This window comes from Streptococcus thoraltensis DSM 12221 (genome assembly GCF_000380145.1).
Taxonomy (GTDB): Bacteria; Bacillota; Bacilli; order Lactobacillales; family Streptococcaceae; genus Streptococcus; species Streptococcus thoraltensis.
Window position 1 is genome coordinate 63,414 of the sequence record NZ_KB904629.1, and the last position, 20,953, is coordinate 84,366.

Annotated in this window: 16 protein-coding genes; 7 read left to right on the forward strand and 9 right to left on the reverse strand. The window is 41.0% G+C overall.

Annotation, left to right across the window (positions count from 1 at the left end; all coding sequences use genetic code 11):
• Positions 1 to 37 precede the first annotated feature (37 nt).
• The gene (treP, locus tag A3IA_RS0109180; protein WP_018381027.1) at positions 38 to 2,077 is read right to left on the reverse strand and encodes a PTS system trehalose-specific EIIBC component; all 2,040 of its coding nucleotides are present in this window, start codon (positions 2,075 to 2,077) and stop codon (positions 38 to 40) included.
• Positions 2,078 to 2,275: 198 nt separating this feature from the next.
• On the opposite strand from treP, the gene treR reads away from it, so the two are divergent.
• Entirely contained in the window at positions 2,276 to 2,992 is a 717-nt protein-coding gene (treR, locus tag A3IA_RS0109185) for a trehalose operon repressor (RefSeq protein WP_018381028.1), read from the forward strand.
• A 62-nt stretch (positions 2,993 to 3,054) separates the two neighbouring features.
• On the opposite strand, the gene A3IA_RS0109190 is transcribed toward treR, so the two are convergent.
• Positions 3,055 to 4,197, reverse strand: a complete 1,143-nt coding sequence (locus A3IA_RS0109190; RefSeq protein ID WP_018381029.1) for a glycerate kinase family protein — start codon at positions 4,195 to 4,197, stop codon at positions 3,055 to 3,057.
• Between the two features lie 300 nt (positions 4,198 to 4,497).
• Here A3IA_RS0109190 and A3IA_RS0109195 point away from each other — a divergent pair, with 300 nt between their 5' ends.
• Positions 4,498 to 6,138 (forward strand): phosphoenolpyruvate carboxykinase (ATP), encoded by a 1,641-nt coding sequence (locus A3IA_RS0109195; RefSeq protein WP_018381030.1) that lies wholly within the window; start codon positions 4,498 to 4,500, stop codon positions 6,136 to 6,138.
• A gap of 801 nt (positions 6,139 to 6,939) precedes the next feature.
• Here the strand turns inward: A3IA_RS0109195 and A3IA_RS0109205 are convergent.
• The 3 genes from A3IA_RS0109205 to A3IA_RS0109215 form a co-directional block, all read right to left on the reverse strand.
• Positions 6,940 to 7,269, reverse strand: a complete 330-nt coding sequence (locus A3IA_RS0109205; protein WP_018381032.1) for a hypothetical protein — start codon at positions 7,267 to 7,269, stop codon at positions 6,940 to 6,942.
• 6 nt (positions 7,270 to 7,275) lie between these two features.
• Positions 7,276 to 7,719, reverse strand: a complete 444-nt coding sequence (gene dtd, locus A3IA_RS0109210; RefSeq protein ID WP_018381033.1) for a D-aminoacyl-tRNA deacylase — start codon at positions 7,717 to 7,719, stop codon at positions 7,276 to 7,278.
• A 331-nt stretch (positions 7,720 to 8,050) separates the two neighbouring features.
• Complete coding sequence (locus tag A3IA_RS0109215) at positions 8,051 to 10,273, reverse strand: RelA/SpoT family protein (RefSeq protein WP_018381034.1); 2,223 nt, start codon at positions 10,271 to 10,273, stop codon at positions 8,051 to 8,053.
• A gap of 245 nt (positions 10,274 to 10,518) precedes the next feature.
• On the opposite strand from A3IA_RS0109215, the gene A3IA_RS12070 reads away from it, so the two are divergent.
• Complete coding sequence (locus A3IA_RS12070; protein ID WP_018381035.1) at positions 10,519 to 12,975, forward strand: bifunctional 2',3'-cyclic-nucleotide 2'-phosphodiesterase/3'-nucleotidase; 2,457 nt, start codon at positions 10,519 to 10,521, stop codon at positions 12,973 to 12,975.
• Between the two features lie 156 nt (positions 12,976 to 13,131).
• Here the strand turns inward: A3IA_RS12070 and A3IA_RS0109225 are convergent, their stop codons facing one another.
• From A3IA_RS0109225 to A3IA_RS0109235, 3 genes are all read right to left on the reverse strand, one after another.
• Positions 13,132 to 14,118 carry a LacI family DNA-binding transcriptional regulator gene (locus tag A3IA_RS0109225; RefSeq protein ID WP_018381036.1) on the reverse strand — a complete coding sequence of 329 codons (987 nt, stop codon included), beginning with the start codon at positions 14,116 to 14,118 and terminating at the stop codon, positions 13,132 to 13,134.
• A 117-nt stretch (positions 14,119 to 14,235) separates the two neighbouring features.
• Positions 14,236 to 15,702 (reverse strand): glycoside hydrolase family 32 protein, encoded by a 1,467-nt coding sequence (locus tag A3IA_RS0109230; protein WP_018381037.1) that lies wholly within the window; start codon positions 15,700 to 15,702, stop codon positions 14,236 to 14,238.
• A gap of 10 nt (positions 15,703 to 15,712) precedes the next feature.
• Positions 15,713 to 17,152 carry a sucrose-specific PTS transporter subunit IIBC gene (locus tag A3IA_RS0109235; protein WP_018381038.1) on the reverse strand — a complete coding sequence of 480 codons (1,440 nt, stop codon included), beginning with the start codon at positions 17,150 to 17,152 and terminating at the stop codon, positions 15,713 to 15,715.
• Between the two features lie 180 nt (positions 17,153 to 17,332).
• On the opposite strand from A3IA_RS0109235, the gene nrdI reads away from it, so the two are divergent.
• The 4 genes from nrdI to A3IA_RS0109255 all read left to right on the forward strand — a co-directional run bounded on the left by nrdI (position 17,333) and on the right by A3IA_RS0109255 (position 20,080).
• A complete protein-coding gene (nrdI, locus tag A3IA_RS0109240; protein ID WP_018381039.1) occupies positions 17,333 to 17,788 on the forward strand; it encodes a class Ib ribonucleoside-diphosphate reductase assembly flavoprotein NrdI in 456 nt (151 codons plus the stop codon).
• A gap of 123 nt (positions 17,789 to 17,911) precedes the next feature.
• The gene (locus A3IA_RS0109245) at positions 17,912 to 18,949 is read left to right on the forward strand and encodes a M42 family metallopeptidase (protein ID WP_018381040.1); all 1,038 of its coding nucleotides are present in this window, start codon (positions 17,912 to 17,914) and stop codon (positions 18,947 to 18,949) included.
• 120 nt (positions 18,950 to 19,069) lie between these two features.
• Positions 19,070 to 19,573 (forward strand): STM3941 family protein, encoded by a 504-nt coding sequence (locus A3IA_RS0109250; RefSeq protein WP_018381041.1) that lies wholly within the window; start codon positions 19,070 to 19,072, stop codon positions 19,571 to 19,573.
• A 6-nt stretch (positions 19,574 to 19,579) separates the two neighbouring features.
• Positions 19,580 to 20,080, forward strand: coding sequence for a kinase (locus tag A3IA_RS0109255; protein WP_018381042.1), 501 nt, complete (start codon positions 19,580 to 19,582; stop codon positions 20,078 to 20,080).
• 25 nt (positions 20,081 to 20,105) lie between these two features.
• On the opposite strand, the gene A3IA_RS0109260 is transcribed toward A3IA_RS0109255, so the two are convergent.
• Positions 20,106 to 20,918 carry an endonuclease/exonuclease/phosphatase family protein gene (locus A3IA_RS0109260; RefSeq protein ID WP_026217657.1) on the reverse strand — a complete coding sequence of 271 codons (813 nt, stop codon included), beginning with the start codon at positions 20,916 to 20,918 and terminating at the stop codon, positions 20,106 to 20,108.
• Between the last annotated feature and the right edge of the window lie 35 nt (positions 20,919 to 20,953).

Sequence of the window (20,953 nt, forward strand, 5' to 3'; positions counted from 1 at the left end):
AGTACTGATCTATCAACGTTAATTCAAAAGACTACACCTAGAGTTTTGTTGCTTTAAGGATGTCTTCACCACGTGAAACATGGCGAGGAGTAGTTCCTACAGGATCAACTTGATAGTCACTATGATTTGTCACAATAACTGGTGTTTCAACTGGGTATCCAGCTGCTTGGATGGCTGCAATATCAAATGAAATCAAGAGATCGCCAGCAGCAACCTTATCACCTTGAGCTACATGAGCTGTAAAACCTTTTCCGTCAAGGTTTACAGTGTCCATGCCGATGTGCATAAGCATTTCCACACCTTCATCGCTCACGAGTCCAACAGCATGTTTTGATGGGAAAAGAACAGAGATAGTTCCTGACATCGGTGCCACAAGTTGTCCTTCAGATGGTTCAACAAGGACACCTTGCCCCATGACACCTTGTGCAAAGACTGGATCAACAGCTTCAGAAAGTGGTTTGACCTCACCAGCAAGTGGGCTATGAATTGAGGAAACAGTTGCCACTGCTGATGTTGTAGTTGATGCTACAGGCGCTGACGTTTCAGCCGTTACATCAGTAAGAGCAGCTTGCGAAGCTAATTTTTCATCTTCAGCTTTTGTAAGGACGTTTGCTTTACGAAAAACAATGGTTAGGATAAATGGCACAATAAGAGCAACTGCCATACAGATGAAGAAAGGCACCATGTATTTAACGTTAATGGCAAGAAAACCCGGGATACCACCGACACCGATAGCGTTGGCTTGAACGTTCATAGTCGTTGATAAAAGGCCTGCGAGAGCTGAACCAATCATACCTGCGACGAATGGGTAGACGTATTTAACGTTAACACCAAAGAGGGCTGGCTCAGTTACGCCAAGGTAGGCTGAAATGGCTGCTGGAAGTGAGATTTCAGCTTCACGTTCATTTTTGCGGTTCATGAAGAAATAAGCAAATACAGCTGAACCTTGTGCCATATTTGAAAGAGCGATCATTGGCCATAAACCAGTTGTTTTAGAAGCAGTATCTGCAATGAGTTGGGTATCAATAGCATTGGTCATGTGGTGAAGTCCTGTGATAACAAGCGGTGCGTAAAGAGCGCCAAAGATGGCACCAAAGAGCCATTTGACAGGACCAGTTAAACCAGCTAAAACAACAAATGAAATCCCTTTACCAATTGTCCAACCAAGTGGGCCTAAAACGGTGTGAGCCAAGATAAGTGCTGGAAGTAACGAAAGAAATGGTACAAAAATCATTGAAACCATTTCTGGAATGCGTTTGCGCCAGAAGATTTCAAGGTAGGACAGGCTAAGTCCTGCAAGAAGAGCTGGGATAACTTGGGCTTGGTAGCCAATACGATTGATTGTAAATGATCCGAAATTCCACACCCAATCCTTAGCAATTTCAGCTGCTGGTGTTCCTGCTACTGCATAGGCATTGAGCAATTGTGGCGACACCAAACAGATACCAAGAACGATACCTAGAATTTGCGTTGTTCCCATTTTACGAGAGACAGACCAGGTGATTCCTACCGGTAGGAAGTGGAAAATAGCCTCACTGGGTAACCAGAGAAAGTGGTTTACACCGCTCCAGAAAGGGGAAACCATCGTAATGGTATTCCAAACAGGATTGCCATCAGCATCAAAAACTTTTGCACCATCTGCAATCTGTTGACCTAACCAAGGCATTCCCACAGATTCTAAGACATTACGAAAACCAAGAATTAAACCACCAACGATGATTGCTGGAATAATTGGAGTGAAAATCTCAGCCAACATGGTCATGACACGCTGGATAGGATTTTGATTACTTTTGGCTGCTGATTTAGCCGCTTCTTTAGAGACGCCTTCAACACCTGAAACGGCTGTAAAGTCATTGTAGAAAATCGGCACATCGTTACCGATAATGACTTGGAATTGTCCCGCGTTGGTGAAGGTGCCTTTAACAGCTGAAATCTTTTCGATTTCATTAACATTCGCTTTGCTGTCGTCATTTAAGACGAAGCGCATGCGTGTCGCACAGTGTGTGACAGCCTTGATATTTTCTTTACCACCGATGGCAGTTAAGAGGTCTTTAGCTTGAGATTCAAATTTTCCCATTTGAGTCAAACTCCTTTTATGATTTACTAGGATTGCTCCAGATTATTTTGCAGTAAGGCGTAGATAAATTTATTTACAAGACAAGTGTAATCGATTGCAAATTTGTAGGCAAGTTGTTTGGCGATATTTTTCTTAATTTTTGTTAAAATAAGGTATCTTGTCTGTAAAAAATAGACAACTTAGAAAAAGTGTGAAAAAATGAAAAAGTACGAGAAAATTTTCCGAAATTTAGAAGCTGCTATTATCCAAGGAACCTATCAAGTTAATGACTTTTTGCCAACCGAAGAAGAGCTGGCTCAGCAATTTGCCGTAAGCCGCGATACCATCCGAAAAGCTTTGAAACTCCTAGCACAACACGGGCTGATTCAGAAACGTCAAGGTAGTGGTTCACAAGTTATCAAGCATGAACGGATTAATTTCCCTGTTTCAGCCTTAACCAGTTTCCAAGAAATTGCACAGGCGCAGGGCATGACGACAACAACCAACGTCATCGCTATTGATAAACTCATCGTTGATGGGAAACTATCAGAACTCACAGGATTTTCACCTAAGAGTCATGTTTGGCGCATCACGCGCCAGCGTGTGATGGAAGGCGTTGCCTCTGTTCTTGACATTGACTATTTGCTAACCACATTTGTTCCAGAAATAGACCGTTCAATTGCGGAAAAATCCATTTATGACTATTTGGAAAATCAGTTACACCTCATGATTGATTTGGCAGAAAAAGAGATTACTATTGATCAAACTAATCAGCAAGACAGCATTCTTCTGGATCTAGCAGGTGAGCATCATGTTGTTTCCATCAAATCTAAGGTCTTTCTGACCAACGGCAAACAATTTCAATTCACCGAAAGTCGCCATAAACTGGATAAATTTAGGTTTGTGGATTTTGCCAAGAGAAGACCAGCAAATTAGACAAAAAAAATAACAATTCAAAACAAAAAGAACTGAGATAGTCGAGCTATCCCAGTCTTCTCTTATTTGCTTATCCTATGGTAAAAACTGATGACATTTTTGGCAGTATTGGCAATAAGAGATGGTGCATTTGTCATAGCTTCTTTCAAACTCATCGGAGAATTGACAATATCAAAAACCCCTGAAATCCCAGCATCATAGAGGGCATCCAAGTCTGTCGCTGCTCCACCGACAATCGCTATTGTAGGAACACCGTGTTTCTGAGCCAGCTGGGCAACCCCAATAGGAGCCTTACCATTCACTGATTGACTGTCCATTTGACCCTCTCCAGTAATCACCAGATCAGCTTTGGCAATGACCTCTTCAATAGCTATCAACTCTAAAATAGTCGCAATACCTTTTTCTGCTCTAGCATTGAAAAAGGTCAGCAAGCCAAATCCCAAACCACCAGCTGCACCAGCGCCTGCACTGTCTTTCTCGTGCCGTCCAGTCACTTCTGCTGCAAGATCAGCATACCTATCAAGCGCCCTATCCAAGTCCCTCAATTGCTCTATATTTCCTCCTTTTTGAGGACCATAAACAAAAGAAGCTCCCCGCTCACCACACAGGGGATTATCCACATCCACTAATAAAACAATCTCAACATCAGCGATAGCCTTTATTTTTTGGCTAGTATCTATCGAAGCAATTTTAGAGACATTAGCAGAAATCGGTTTGAGAGATTGACCAGCCTCATCAAAAAATCTTACTCCTAGAGCTGCTGCCAAGCCCATGCCGCCATCATTTGTCGCACTGCCACCCAAGCCTATATAAATCTTTGACACGCCTTTGTTAAGCGCATCTTTAACAAGTTCCCCCGTTCCATAAGTTGAAGATTGCAAAATATCCAAGTCTTCTTTTGCTACCAGGGTAAGCCCAGAAGCCTCTGCCGTCTCAATAATAGCTGTACTGCCATTATCAATGAGACCATAATGAGCCTCCACAGTCTGACCAAATGGTCCTTGAACATTTAAGGAAATACGGCTTCCCTCACGACTCGTCATAATGGCATCCACAGTCCCTTCACCACCGTCAGCAATAGGAAAAACAACAACGTGATCGTCAGGATAAAGCGCATGAATCCCCTGACAAATACTACGACCAACTTCTAAAGAGTTAACACTACCCTTGAAAGAATCACTAGCAACAACAATCGTTTCAGCCATAAACATCTCCTAGTCTTATACTCAATGAAAATCAACAACAGACTAGACGATGCCGATGCAGATAGAACTGAAGGTCATCAAATCAAGTCAACAAAGTCTGCTTTTGATTTTCCAAGAGTATTAATCATTCTACTCGTCTATAAAGTTATTACTGCCATTATATGAAAATCTCTTCAACTCCTCAAGTTTAGCGTTTACATAATGTATTAGATGTGTTTTTTTCATAGAAAAATGACAGCGCTTACTTAATTTGTGATATAATGAACCTAAATCACATTCTGTACAAAAGGAGATTTAGTTATGGTAACTTATCAACAATTTGCTGAAGATGACATGCGCAAAAGCGCCCCTTACTTCTCACCTCTCAAAACGACCATTGAGACTGCCTTTTATGAAAATCATGTCAAAACCATTAGGTCGTTGGAGGAGGCTTACACCCTAGCCAGTAAAGCGCCTACAACGGTTGTACTTGACATGGAGGTGGCTCACGCTGACGAGTTAGGGCTGCCAGAAGGAGCCAAGATACTTCTCTCAAATGGCGGAGCGGTTGTTGGACGAACTGCCAAAGCAAGACGTATTTTGGGGCAAAATCCTGAAGAAGATACCAAACTTCTGCCAATTGTGCGTGACGCTATTTTCAATGCTCGTCACCGGACTTTTTACCGTGCTGATGCAGTTGTTGGCTTAGACGAAGCCTTCATGCTCAGAGCCCATCTCATGGTGCCAGAAGACGACATCAACAACCTCTACTCTTGGTTGATTAATTTCCAAATCTTAAATGACGATTATCAAAAACGTCTGGATCAGTCCGTCCTACATGACGACAATGATATTTACATCTTCTCTGATCCTGAGTGGAGTCATCCAGATTACCCTGATGGTTTGGCTTATTTTGATACCAACCACAATTGTGCTTTCATTCTTGGAATGCATTATTTTGGTGAGCTTAAGAAATCAACTCTTACCCTAGGTTGGGGAACCGCCGCTCGAAACCATTACGTTTCTTGTCACGGAGGATTGAAAATCTTCAAAAAAGACGGTCAAGACAGCCACGTTGCTTCTTTCTTTGGACTTTCTGGTTCAGGAAAATCAACCCTAACCCATGCTAAGCATGACGGTAAATACGACATTAAAGTTCTTCATGATGATGCTTTCATCATTTCAGAAATAGATGGTTCTTCTATCGCCCTAGAACCTTCTTATTTTGATAAAACACAGGATTACCCATCAGGGCACCGTGAACAAGATTATTTTGTAACTGTCCAAAACTGCGGGGTTACGTTGGATACAGAGGGGCGTAAACGCTTGGTAACAGAAGATGTTCGAAATGGTAACGGTCGCACCGTCAAATCCCGCTATTCAACACCAAATCGTGTCGATCGTATCGAAGATGGGATCCAGTCTATTTTCTGGATTATGAAAGATGATTCATTACCACCGCTGGTTAAAGTCAATGACCCCGTTCTTGCTTCAACTATGGGCTGTACCCTCATGACTATGCGTTCCAGCGCTGAAAACACTTCTGATAGCCTCAATAGTTTGATTATCGAACCCTATGCTAATCCTTTCCGAGTTTATCCTTTGGTTGAAGATTATCAAAAATTCCAAAACCTCTTTGAATCAGGCGTTAATTGCTACATTATCAACACTGGCTCTTATATGGGAGACAAGATTCCTAAAGAAACAACCCTCAGCATTATTGAGCAAATCGTTGATAGGAAAGGTCTCTTTAGACCATTTGGCCCAACTTCAAAACTTGAATTTTTGGATTGCCCAGAATTTCCAGTTAAGGCTTTCGATGACGAGTACAAGCAACTCATTAGAGATCGTATGCAGGCTCGCCTTGATTTCCTTCTCAACTTTAACCACAGCAATCTCGAGCATCCGCTACCTGCAGAAGCCATTTTGCATATGGAAGATTTGCTAAAAGAGTTAGAGTAGTAGGCTTACTTAGATCGCACTCTATAGTCAAATGAATTAACAATCGGAAACCCAAAGCCTTATTTGCCACCAGCTAAGGCTTTGGGCTTTCTTGTTTTTCACTTCAAAAAACTGGCTCGAAGTCATAACAAAAGCGAGAAATACCTATGGGATTTCTCGCTTTTAAGCTGTTTATATCTATAGGCTTTCACCTAATGCTAAATAAATTGAATTGTGTTCCAACTTCTTTGAACAACTGCTTTTATACTCAATGAAAAGAAAAATAAGACTAGGCGACACTGATACAGATAGAACTAAAGGTCATCTCATCAAGCCAACAAGGTCTGACTGTCGTTTTAAAAGAGTGTTGAGTCAGAACAACACGAGTTTTGAAAGACTCTCTACAGTTCTTTAGTCTCTTCATCAAGCGTCCTAAAGGCTTGATTCTTAAGCTTTTGTGGTGCAACGGCAAGGAAATTACCAATAGCTAAAAACACTAACCCTCATAACGCTGAAAGAATGCGAGATAAGCCTGTAATAGGAAGTGGGGGTGCTTTTTAAGGCTTGTTTTACAGTCTTTTGAATTAGCTTTGCTACATGGTCACTTTCGACTTCCCTACTCATACTCAATGAAAAGCAAGTACTGTCCGCGTCTTTTCTGTTCCTTGTTCTGAAAGTTAATTCATTTGACTATAATTGGCTTCATTGATTAGAAGATAGCATTAGTTTCATAGTATCTACAAAACAGCTATTTTATTTTTGGGTAATGATGAAACCACCTTTTGTGGAACGCTTGATAGCTATGTCCTCAACTCTAAGCACTTAACGCGCTAAAAACATCGCAACTAAAATCAATACGTCAACCACCAAGCGAATCAATTGGGGTTTCAAGTTAGGACGCTGTCCCATATTAGCAGCATTATTGAGGGCTATTCCTGACATTGCAAAAAGACCTCCGGCAACACCATAGATAGCACTGCTGTTGCCCTGCCAGAAATAAAGGTAGGTAAAAGCAATGGTCACAAGCACTCCAAAAAGCGTCAGCAACATATTACGTTTGGTAATGATTTTAGCTCCCAAACTGCCTAAAACCGCTGAAAAAGCTATTACAGACAGGTATAGACCTAGCACAATTAACACGACAATTTTCATAAAATCCTACTTATTCTTTGTGTCCAAGATAATAGTCACAGGACCATCATTGACCAAGGCAACTTTCATATCTGCTCCAAAAATACCCTTTTCAACGGGAACAGTCTCAGCCAAAGCTGCATTAAACTGGTCATAGAAAGCACTAGCCTTATCAGGCTTGGCAGCGCCAGTAAAGGCAGGACGTTTCCCCTTTTTAGTGTCGGCATAGAGAGTAAACTGCGAAATAGACAGAATGCTTCCTTTAATATCCTGAATAGACAGATTCATTTTATCATCTGCATCTGAAAAGATGCGCATATTGACAATCTTACGCACTGCGTAGTCCAAGTCTTCTTGATTATCCTCCGGACCAACACCAACCAGAAGCATTAGTCCTGGACCAATCTGACCGACTATTTTTTCTTCTATCGTCACAGACGCTTCTGAAACCCTTTGAATTACAATTTTCATAGATTCATTTACTTTCTAAAAATCAACTGACTTTAATCACTTTCAAACACAAACCAAACAACATTAAGACCCTATCACACTCAAAGATACTAAGCAGCGTGTTGACAACCTTTTTTAACATTTTACTGCCTCATGAGGAAACAGTTGTGAAAGCCTAAGATTGACATAAGTAACAAGCTACAATTCCCTTAACCACTTACCTCGAGGTAAAATCCTCTAAAACTGAACGCTACAAAGATACTAAATGACAAATCACTCTGATAGGAGACAGGGCATAAAAGACATAACCTGAGTTGCACTAACAAGGTATCCACTGATTCATCAAAGACTATCAGCCATTGGTACGCTTAACAGAATACACATCTGGAATAATCTTAATTTTATCAACCACAGATGTCAAAGCAGAAACATTGGGGATACCAAAGGTCACGTGAATGTTGGCAAACTTCATATCTTTACTTGGTTGTGCATGAAAAGATGAAATATTTTTAGTGGTATTTGAAACCACTTGGATGACATCGTTGATAATCCCCGAACGATTGAGGGCATAAATATCAATCTCAGCTTGATATTCTTTGCGAGAGTGGGCATCATCCCATTCCACTTCAATCAAGCGCTGTTCATAACCTTCCTGACTCTTGATGTTGTGGCAATCTTGGCGGTGGATGGCTACCCCACGACCTTTGGTGATGTAGCCTTCGATAGGATCTCCAGGGACAGGGTTACAGCATTTGGCGATACGCATAAGAAGTCCCGAAGCCCCTTGAATGATAACACCATTTTCATCACTCTTGACCTTGAGAACATCTTTCTTCTCAGCCTTAACTTCGCCGCCCTTCATGAGCTCTTCAGCTTCAGCCTTAACCCTTGCACGCTCTTCTTCACGACGCTCTTTTTCGGTTAATTTATTAAAAACAGTGACCGGACCAATATCACCAAAGCCAACCGCAGCATATAGCGCCTCTTCGCTCTTCACACTAAGTCTCGGTAGAATCTCTTCAATACGTTTTTTCTCAAGGTACTTATTAGCCACGTAGCCCTGCTCTTGGAAGAAGTCCACCAGAATCTCGCGACCTTTATTGACTGACATTTCCTTGTCTTGATTTTTGAAAAATTGACGGATTTTATTACGCGCTTTAGTCGTTTTCACCATCTTAATCCAGTCACGACTTGGTCCAAAAGAATTACTGTTAGTGACAATCTCAACAACATCACCCGTTTTGAGCTTGGCAGTCAAGGGAACCATGCGACCATTTACCTTAGCCCCCGTAGCCTTCTCACCAACTTGGGTATGAATAGCATAGGCAAAATCAATAGGTCCAGAATCCTTTGGCAATTCCTGCACGGCACCTGTTGGTGTGAAGACATAAATCCGCTCTGAAAAAATGTCTTCCTTAACGGAATCAACAAAGTCAACAGCATCGCCATTGGATGCATCCTGTAATTCTACTAGGTCTTTAATCCAGTTCATACCAAGAGCCGACTCTTTTTGATCAACCTTGGCAGTAATCCCTTTTTTGTAAGCCCAGTGAGCTGCCACCCCAAATTCTGCTACTTGGTGCATTTCTTTGGTCCGGATTTGAATTTCAATAGGTCCTTTTGGTCCATAAACCGTAGTATGAATAGACTGATAGCCATTGACTTTTGGATTGGCGATGTAATCCTTAAAACGACCCGGCATTGGACGCCATAGTTCATGAATGTAGCCCAGCATAGCGTAGACATCGCTTTGCGTTTCCATGACACAACGGATAGCAATCAAATCATAAATTTGATCAAAGCGTTTCTTCTTATCACGCATTTTGCGATAAATAGAGTAGATGTGCTTAGGGCGTCCATAAACCTCACCGAAGATTCCTTCTTCTTCAGTTGTTGATTTGATTTTATTAACAATTTCATCCACAAGTTCTTCACGTTCGCGACGTTTTTCTTTCATCATGTGGGAAATTTTATAAAATTCAACTTCGTTGAGGTAACGAAAAGACAAGTCCTCTAGTTCCCATTTAATACGGCTAATACCAAGACGGTGGGCTAGAGGCGCATAAATTTCCATAGTCTCACGAGAAATACGCTCTTGCTTATTTTTAGGCAGGTGTTTCAAGGTACGCATGTTATGCAGGCGATCTGCCAATTTAACCAAGATAACACGAATATCCTTAGACATAGCCATCAGCATCTTTCGATGATTTTCCGCCAACTGCTCTGCATGGGATTTATACTCTACCTTCCCCAGCTTTGTAACACCATCAACGATATTACGAACATCCTTATCAAAGAGTTCTTCAATATCCCCTAAAGTAAAGTTTGTATCTTCTACAACATCATGAAGAAAGCCGCAAGCAACTGTCACAGCATCCAAATGAAGACCCGCCAAAATCCCTGCCACTTGGATAGGATGAATGATGTAGGGCTCACCAGATTTTCGGTACTGTTCCTCATGTGCTTTTTCTGCACACTCCAGCCCCTTCTTAACCAATGCAAGATCTTCTTTCGTCATGTATTGCGCTGCTAATGCAACGACTTCTTGACCAGTTAAATCAACCGCTTTTGCCATTCTAACTACCTACCCAATCTTAGACTCTTATAGTGTAACTATTTTAACACTATTTTTTAGAAAAAGGAACGAGTGCCCTCGCTAATTGCTCATTTTTTAAGATTTAACAGAAAATTACATGAAAAGCAAATGTTAAATCAATCCTTTAATAAAAAAGTTCGTTTTAAACAAAAATGTTATTGATGAAAAGGGTTACTTTTTATATAATGTTAATGTGAATTATTTTTAGGAAAAAAGGAGATCTTATGTCAAAGCATTATTGGTCAAAAAGCGCCCTGTTATTATCTCTTCTTGCTACTGCAACTAGTGCCAGCCTCGTTCAAGCAGAAGAAACAACAGGTTCAACGACAGCTGCTAATACTAATGTCGTCAGCCAGCCAGCAGCAACTGCTCCAACTGTAGAAGCGACACCAGCTACAAACCAACCCGTCGCTTCCGATACAAGCACGGTAACTGAATCACAGCCGCCTGCTGAAACTACTACAGCTAACTCCGATGCCACATCAACAGCAGCCCAACCCGTTGCAGCTGATACTAACGATACCGTTGCTCCTCAAGAAGGACAATCTGTTGACGTTCGCATCCTCTCAACAACCGACCTTCATACCAACCTTGTCAATTATGACTATTACCAAGACAAGGAATCTCAAAAAATCGGTCTAGCTAAAACTGCCGTTTTGATTGATAATGCCAAAGCTGAAAATAGTAACGTTGTCCTCGTCGACAACGGTGACCTTATCCAAGGAACACCTCTTGGAACATACAAAGCCTTGGTTGACCGTGTTGAAAAAGGGGAACAACACCCCATGTATGCAGCTCTTGGCGCTCTTGGCTTCGATGCTTCAACGCTTGGAAATCATGAATTCAACTATGGTCTTGACTACCTCAAAAATGTCATTTCAACTGCTGGTCTTCCTGTAGTCAATGCCAATGTTATTGATGCAACAAGTAATCAACCACTCTTTAAACAATACGAAATCATCACCAAATCATTCAAAGATGCCGATGGTAAACAAGTCAATCTTAAGATTGGTATTACAGGAATCGTACCGCCACAAATCCTCAACTGGGATAAAGCAAATTTAGAAGGAAAAGTCACTGTTCGTGATTCTGTTAAAGCCTTAGAAGAATTAGTTCCAAAAATCTGCCAAGCCGGTGCTGACATTGTCCTCGTCCTTTCTCACTCTGGTATCGGCGATGATGAATACCATGAAGGCGAAGAAAATGTTGGTTACCAAATCGCTGGAATCAAAGGGGTTGATGCTGTCGTAACTGGTCACTCACACGCTGAATTCCCTTCAGGAGATGATACTGGATTTTACGAAAAATACCCCAATGTTGACGGGGTAAATGGAACTATCAATGGGACACCTGTTACGATGGCTGGTAAATATGGAGACCATCTTGGTGTCATTGACCTTGGCTTAACTTACACTAACGGCAAATGGAAAGTTACCAAGAGCCACGCTGAAATCCGCGAAATTGACACGAAGAGCAATATTGCCGATCCAAGAGTCATAGCTATTGCTGACAAAGCCCACCAAGGTACCATTGCCTACGTTCGTAAACAGGTCGGCACAACAACAGCCCCTATCAACAGCTACTTTGCACTCGTCAAAGATGATCCTTCTGTTCAGATTGTGAATAACGCACAGCTCTGGTACGCTAAGCAAGAACTTGCTGGAACACCTGAAGCAGAGCTACCTCTACTATCTGCTGCTGCCCCATTTAAGGCTGGTACAAGAGGAGATGCTACAGCTTATACTGACATTCCTGCCGGTCCAATCGCGATTAAAAACGTAGCCGATCTCTACCTTTACGACAATGTCACAGCCATCTTAAAAGTAACCGGAGCCGATCTGAAAGAATGGTTGGAAATGTCTGCAGGTCAGTTCAACCAGATTGTTCCAACAGACACTAAGCCACAATCGCTCGTCAATATGGAATATCGCACCTACAACTTTGATGTGATTGATGGTCTCACATACGAATTCGATGTAACACAACCAAATAAATACGACCGCAACGGTAACTTGGTTAATGCTAGTGCGAGCCGCGTTCGCAACCTCAAATATAATGGTCAAGCCATTGATCCAAATCAAGAATTCATGGTCGTAACTAATAACTACCGTGCTACTGGAAACTTCCCTGGGGTTAAAAAGGCAAGCATCAATCGTTTGCTTAATCTTGAAAATCGCCAAGCCATTATCAACTACATTTTGGCTGAAAAAACCATCAATCCTTCTGCTGATAATAATTGGCGCTTTGCAGACACCATAAAAGGACTCGATTTACGTTTCCAAACAGCTGATAGTGCCAAAGGCTTGGTAGCTGGTAGTCAAGAATTAGTCTACCTCAACCCATCCACTACTATGGAAGGGTTTGGAGATTATCGTTTCGTCTACACAGAACCTACAACGACTGCACAAACACCAACTGTTGACACAAACGACGATCAAGTCGGTGACACATCAAGAACAACACTGGATCCAAAAACTCAAGCGGCCATCCACAGCATGGTTGCTAAGGCATATGCACAGACACTTGCTTCAACTGCCAATGAAAAACAAGCAAACATGTCCTCACAAAATAATGCAAAAGCCCTACCAAATACTGGTGAAACAAGCTCACTTTGGATGACAATCTTAGGAATTGTAAGCCTTGGCTTCATTGCTAAAGTCAAAAATCGTAAAGAAAACTAGTTTTCCAAAATAAAAATTCAGGTTGAAGAAAAAGCCCATCTCGGACGATTTCTTCAACCTGATTTGTTTTCTTAGGAGAATCCAGAAAAAGGTTACTACTACTCAATGAAATTGGAGGGCTTCTCTACTTCCTTTTCCTACCAGATTTTTTACTCTTTACCGAGTTGTCTTCCCTTCAATAAAAGAAACAGGGATTTTCTTACGAACAACTGGATGATTGTTGTTTCGATCATTGATACGATCTAATAAACAAGCCACTGCCTCTTTAGCAATTGCAGGAACATCTTGACGGATGCTAGATAGAAATACAGGTGTAGAATAACTTTGTTGACTTCCGTCAAAACCTATTAATTGGAGATCTTCAGGAACGCTTATATTTCTTTGCGTTAACAATTCGTAAACATTCAAAGCATGCGTATCTGACGCTGTTAAGATACCATCAACTTTTATTTGACCAGAGGCTATCTGGTTGATAAATTCAATCAGTCTGTTTTGATACTCTTTGCGGGAATCACTATCATAACAGAGATGGTAAGGAATACCATATTCCTCGCAGTAGGCTTTAAACCCATCTAAGCGAGCTGTCGTATCATTTTCATACGAAGAACCATGACCCACATAAGCCAGAACAGAACTTCCCCTTTGAGATAAAACTTCCGCACCTAAGTATCCCCCATGATAATTGTCACTGGAAATAAAATCGGTATTAGCTGAAAAAAAACGGTCTATACTAACGACAGCCATGTCTGAGGTGATATAGTTATCGATATTACTATAGGTAATCGCAATAATCCCATCAACCTTGTTTTGACGAGCCATTGTGACATACTCTATCTCGGCATCCAAATTATCCCTGGTATTACAAAGAATCAATTTAATCCCCTGCTCCCTTAAAGTCTGTTCTATATAATAAGTCAACTCACTAAAAAAAGGATGCCAGACACTTGGAATAATCAAAACCACACTGTTAGTTCGATTGGTTTTTAACCCCTTCGCGTAGGTATTAGGCTCGTATGCCAATTCTTTGATAGCTCCCTCAACAGCAATTCTGGTCTTCTCCTTAACTTTAAATCCATTGAGGTACTTAGAAACTGTTCCTACAGATACTCCAGCTAATTTAGCAACATCTTTTATCGTAGCCATCCATTACTCCATTCTTTGGTGCTTGTATTTATCGATTATAACATAACTAAAAACAGGCTTGAGATCGAAGTAATCCCAAACTCATTTTAAATTTTTCGTAGAAGCTGATGTTGATTATTAAATTTCCCACAAATCTAATTCGTAAGAGGTCTTACCTTTACTTGTCAATTGCAATCCGTTGGCGTCTTTTTTGCTAAAAATACGGCTTGTAAATACTTCAAAACCATCGTTAATAAAAATTTCAAGGCTAGATTCATCTAAAAATAAATGGATGTCTAAACTATCTGCTTGAAATTCACATGACCTTGTGCGACCATACTCAGCTGTCACCGTTTCACCAGCATTGCTTAAATCTAACTGCAATCTGGCTTTGCTACTATCATAAGAAAAGACAACCTTCTCTCCATCTCCCTCACGAAGAGCTAGAGCAAAGTATTCCAGCTCATCTAAGGTTAGGCTAAGTTGTAATTCATAAGTCCTAGACGTTTCAGAAAAGCTAAAGGTTTCATCATTTAAGTCTCCAACAAAATGCCTGTGGGACTTCCTCAAGCCTTCCAATTCCTTGACAGGGCGTTGATAAAGATGACCTTTTTCAACAACCAATTCTCTCGGCAGAGTCAAACAGTGTGCCCAACCATAGGCATCTGTCACACAATCCACTCCCGGGAGCCCTAGCCATCCGACTAAGAGTCGACGACCTAGGTGATCTTGCATCGTTTGAGGGGCATAGAAATCAAATCCTCTATCTAATTCCTTGAATTTATTATGATGAAACTGACCTGTACTAAAGTCAATAGGATTTCCCATCAGATAACCAGACTGAAAAATATTGCGATATTTTTCGCCCTCAGCTGACATTCCTTGAGGGGAGAACAATAGCACGCCTTGACCATTTTGCTCAAAGTAATCTGGGCACTCCCACATATAACCAGCATTGCTATAATCAGCGGTATCAATAGTTCCTTGATACTCCCAATCTACTAAATTTTCAGATTTATAATAAACGATTTTTCCTCTATTATCGGTAGTTTCTGAACCAATTAAACAGATGTACTGCCCCTGATATTCGATTACTTTAGGGTCTCTGAAATTATCCGTAAACCCGCTTGGGCTATCTGAAATTAGGGGGAATTTTGCTTTTTTGATATTTCCAGACTGATCCATAACAGCATGACACTGGTAGGGGATTCTTATCCAGTCTGCCGTTCTAGTATTTCCCGTGTAAAATAAATGTAACTCATCTTCTACCACTAAACCACTTCCTGAAAAAACACCGTGGCTATCATAAAAACTATCTGGTTTTAGAGCTACGCCTTCATCTTTCCAATTCAGCAAATCTTCGGATGACACATGATACCAGTATTTAACACCATGTACGGGTCCTAAAGGAAACCATTGATAAAAAAGGTGGTAGCGTCCTTTATAATAACTAAATCCATTAGGATCATTTAACAAACCTGTCTTAGGTTGTATATGAAATTTTTGGCGGTAGGGAGATTTTGCAACCTGCTCTAACAATTTCTGATAAGCCTCTTGCGTAACATCTTCTAATCGCCTATAACGTTCTTCACGCGTCCATTCCATAACTTAGTCCTCAAACAACTGTCTTTTTCAAGAATAGTTTATGTAACACAAAGGTCATCACAAATGAAACCGCAAAGGCAATAGTAATCGCCACTAAAAATTGCCCCATTGATTGAGGTCTCATTACAATGACACCTGGAATCCCAGCAGGACCTTGTGAAACAGACAATACTTTCATCATCGTAGCATAGCCAGAACCTGCTGCTGAACCTATCAAAGCTGCAATGAATGGATAACGCAGTTTTAAATTGATACCAAAAAGTGCTGGCTCAGTAATCCCTAAAAGCGCTGAGGTTCCGGCTGCGGGAGCGATACTTTTTAGCTTCAAGTCATTCTTCATTAAAAAGAAGATCGCCAAGGCAGCAGCTCCCTGTGCAACGTTTGAAGCAGACACAACTGCAAAAGTTGGGGAACCACCTAACGTTTCAATATTAGATAAAATTTGCATTTCAGCCGTTACTAAACTATGATGCATACCTGTAATAACTAAAAGGGGGTAAAGAACGCCATATATAGCACCTCCGACAGCTCCTAAATCATAGAAAAGCCACAGGACTAACCCCGTCAAACTATCCCCCACAAATCTCATGATTGGACCTATCACCACAAATGTAATCAATGCAGTAAATAGTATCGAAATCAACGGTGTAATAATCATGTCTAAAATAGCTGGAACAACCTTACGACAAGTTTTTTCAATAATAGCTAATACAAAGGAAGCTGCAATGACTGGCAAAACAGTACCTTGATAACCAACCTGCGCCACTTTTAGTCCAAAAATATTCCAAAATGGGAGAGTATTATTAGCCAAGGCTTCTGCGTACCCATAACCATTTAATAAGTCTGGGTGAATCATAATCGCACCAATAACCGCGCCGAGAACTGGAGTTGCACCAAATATCTTAGCAGCAGAAAATCCAATAAGGATTGGAAGAAAAACAAAAGCTGCGTTAGCAAAAAGATTTATCATACTTGCTATATCTGCAAATTGTGGATACACTTCTACTAATGTTTTTCCTGAAATAAACAGTCCCTTAGCCGTTAGAACATTGTTCAAGCCCATCAGCAAACCTGATGCCACCAAGGCAGGCAAAATAGGCACAAAAACATCCGCTAGGGTTTTTAAAATCTTTTGCAGAGGGTTAAGTTTAGTTGCAGCGGTATTTTTAAATTCCTCTTTGCTGACTTCCGATAGATTAGCTAAAGCCATAAACTCTTCGTAAACCTTATTCACAATGCCTGTTCCCAAAATAATTTGAAACTGACCGCCATTATTAAAATGTCCCTTTACTAAGTCTAGACTTTCAATCTTTTCAACGTCAATTTTTGATTCATCTTTAATAACCAATCTTAGACGAGTTGCACAGTGGACAGCTGTTGAAATATTCTCTTGCCCGCCAACCGATTCAATGATAGAAGTGGCAGTTTGTTTGTAAGCATCATTAACCATCTTTAACTCCTTTTATAAAAAAGTGAAACGTTTCATATTTTTATGTTAGCACTAATAAAAAGCATTGTCAACCCTGTTTAAATCAAATATTGCAATAAAATAAAACGCTTCCTTTCATTCTGGATAAAAGTTGTATTTTAAAATAACTTTCTTTATAATTACAACTAGAAAGGAAACACTATGTCTACACTTACCCTTGTCTACGTCAGTCTCAGTGGAAACACTCACAGCTTTGTCACACGTTTTGCTAGTTTTCTCAAAGAAAAACACAACATTGACTCCAGATTGATTAACATCAAAGAGCTTAAACACGAAACTTTTCCTGTTAAAGAGCCTTTCCTTGCCCTACTGCCGACCTATCTCGAGGGCGGAAATGGCTTGGATTCTGGTGACACCGAGATTCTGACGACACCGTTGCGACAATTCATCGCAGCCCATGATAACTATAAAAACTGCTTTGGCATCATCGGTTCTGGTAACCGTAATTTCAACAATCAGTATTGCCTCTCAGCCAAACAGTACGCTGAACAATTTGGTTTTCCCATGTTAGCTGACTTTGAACTTCGAGGAACATCGGCTGATATAGAACGCATTGCTCCTATTGTTCTGGACGCTTGGCAGGCTTTTGAGAAGTAACCAAAGCATTGAGGAATCTAGGATAAAATGCTCGGCTTCTCGCTTTATTATCGCTTGACCCGTCTTCGTTTTTTGAACTGAATTTTTATTAAACATTAGAAATACGCTTATAAAGGATTTTTTATGAAAACAACCGTAGATTACATCACAAGGCTAACCAACATACCATCTCCAACTGGTTTTACCAAGACTATTATGAATTACATGACATCAGAGCTACAAAGTCTTGGCTATGAACCTGTTCGTACCCACAAAGGGGGGATTATGGTTTCTGTAAAAGGCAAAGATGATGACAAACATCGTGTAGTCACTGCACATTTGGATACACTGGGAGCCATGGTTCGTGCCATTAAACCAGACGGTCGCCTTAAGATGGACTTGGTCGGTGGCTTTGTTTATAACGCCATTGAAGGTGAAAACTGTACCGTCCACATCGCCAAAAATGGCAAGGAGATTTCTGGAACCATCCTCATGCATCAGACGTCTGTTCATGTTTATAAAGACGCTGGAACTGCCGAACGTAATCAAGCCAACATGGAAGTGCGTCTAGATGAAAAAGTTACCAGTGCCGAGGAAACACGCGCTCTAGGTATTGAAGTTGGAGATTTCATTTCTTTTGATCCAAGAGTTGTGGTCACTCCAAATGGCTTCATCAAGTCACGTCACCTCGACGACAAGGTCAGCGCAGCCATTCTCCTAGAACTTCTTAAAACTTATCAAGAAGAAGGCATCGAACTGCCATATACAACCCACTTCTACTTCTCAGCCTTTGAAGAAGTCGGACACGGTGCCAACTCCAGCCTTCCACCTCAAACTGTAGAATACTTGGCTGTTGATATGGGGGCTATGGGAGATGATCAAGCAACAGATGAATACACTGTTTCTATCTGTGTCAAGGACGCTTCTGGTCCTTACCATTACGAACTCCGTCAACACATGGTCGCTCTTTGCGAAGACCAACATATCCCTTACAAGCTTGATATTTACCCATATTATGGCAGTGACGCCTCTGCTGCTGTCCGCGCAGGTGCTGAGGTCAAACATGCGCTACTTGGTGCTGGTATCGAGTCCAGCCACTCTTATGAACGTACACATACAGACTCAGTAGAAGCCACCGAGCGCTTGGTTGATGCCTACCTCCAAAGTGAAATGATTGACTAGTTGACTTAGAAAACCTACGCATTCATCTACCAAAGCTTTTTAACTAAGCTCATGTGCAATTTACCTCACCGACTTTAAAACCAGCAAAGCCTACAGGAAAGCCACACCGCAGGAGAAAACATGTCCGAACCTATTATTATCCCTCATAAAAAAATAGGAAATATCATCTACGCATTTGGAGCTCTCTGCTTTGTCCTAATAGGGCTAAGCTTTCTCACAATCCCTAGTTTCCCCATTCAGTTGATAGGACTTCCCTCAATTGCCTTTTTTGGCATTTGTTTGGTCATTTACACCAAAAGAATCTTCAGCCCTCGTCCCTTACTAATCATTGACGAACAGGGAATCACTGATAACTCTTCGGCCTTAGCTATAGGGTTTATTCCTTGGAAAGACATTGAAAACGTAGAACTTCGCCACATGCTCAACCAGACCTTTATCAGTGTCGAGGTCAAATCTCACGATGCCTATTTGGCAAAAATGACCCCCTTTCAACGCTATGCTACAAAAGCCAACCTCAAAATGGGCTACCCTCTCGTCAATATCACTCTCAACACCACTGGAGCTGACTCTCAAACCATCCATCAGAGGATTGAGGAAGATTTTAGACATTATTATAGAAAGTGAACGACTATGCCAAAATTAATCATTCTACGAGGCAACGCCGGCTCAGGGAAAACCAGTCTAGCTCACTCTCTTCAAGAAGAATTGGGAGAAAATACGCTTTTACTATCTCAAGATTTACTAAGACGAACCATGCTTCACGCCCACGACGGCTTTGATACTCCAACTATTCCTCTTCTTCTTGAACTATTAAACTTTGGTTTTTATAATTGCCAAACTACAATTTTAGAAGGCATCCTAAAATCAGATTGGTACCAACCAGTCTGGCTAAGGATAATAGACCTTTACGGCTTTAAAAATATTCAGGCTTACTACTACGACTTACCTTTCGATGAAACACTAAAACGACACGCCACACGTGATAAGGCTAACGAGTTTGGAGAAGAGTCTCTCAAGCGGTGGTGGGTCGAGAAAGATTATCTGACAGATATTCCCGAAACAAAGCTAGGGAAGACAATTTCTCTAGAAACCGCCAAAGCTCTCATACTGTCAGACCTTAAAAAGTCCTGATGACATTGATCATCAGGACTTTTTCTTAGACTATCTCAATTTCCAAACCAAAATGGTCACTAACCACTGGGCTGTTTTTTCCGTCAAAGATAACTTTTGAGGATTTTACCTCGAAAGACTTATCTACAAATGCATGATCTACTTTGAGCGCTAGATCATTGCCTTCCCAACCATCAACATCAGCCAGAATGGTGTGGTCGCCAAAAGACTGTTCTGCTGCCATATGACTATCCTTGAGGTTCAGTGAACTGTTGATAACTTGTTGATAACCTTCATTTCCTGTAGGGTTGTTGAAATCCCCCATGAGAATGAGGGGATTTTTTTCAGAGGCAAGTGCTTGGGAGAGTTTCAACCATTCCACTTCAAAGCCTTTTTCCCACCACGACAGGTGCAAACTAACCATCGAAATCTCTTGTCCAGCAATCTTTGTACGTGCTAAAAGCGCTCGTCTGGTATGGTAATCAGTAGGATCTACCGTTTCTGAAGCCAAAATATCAAGCACTTCAATCGGTGTCTTGGATAAAATAGCGACACCTTCATGAAAGCAATCGTAACCGATATGGTTGTACACCCAAGACCAAGGATAGTCAGCGCCCTCCTCTTTTAAAGCGGTAACCAACTTTAAAGCATAGTTGTCTTCGTGAATCGGTGGGTTTACCATTAAAGGTTGGTAATGAAGACAATCTTCTGCCTCTCTAGCTTCAATAAGCTGATTGACTTCCTGCAAGCAGATAACATCATAATCATTTTCTAAAATAGTTGAAAGTAAGCCTTGGAACTTTATTTCCATGTCTTCTTCTCTCCATGAATGCGTATTTAAAGTTAGTAACTTCATGATTGATTCCTTTCTTTACTGTGGATCTTATTATACGT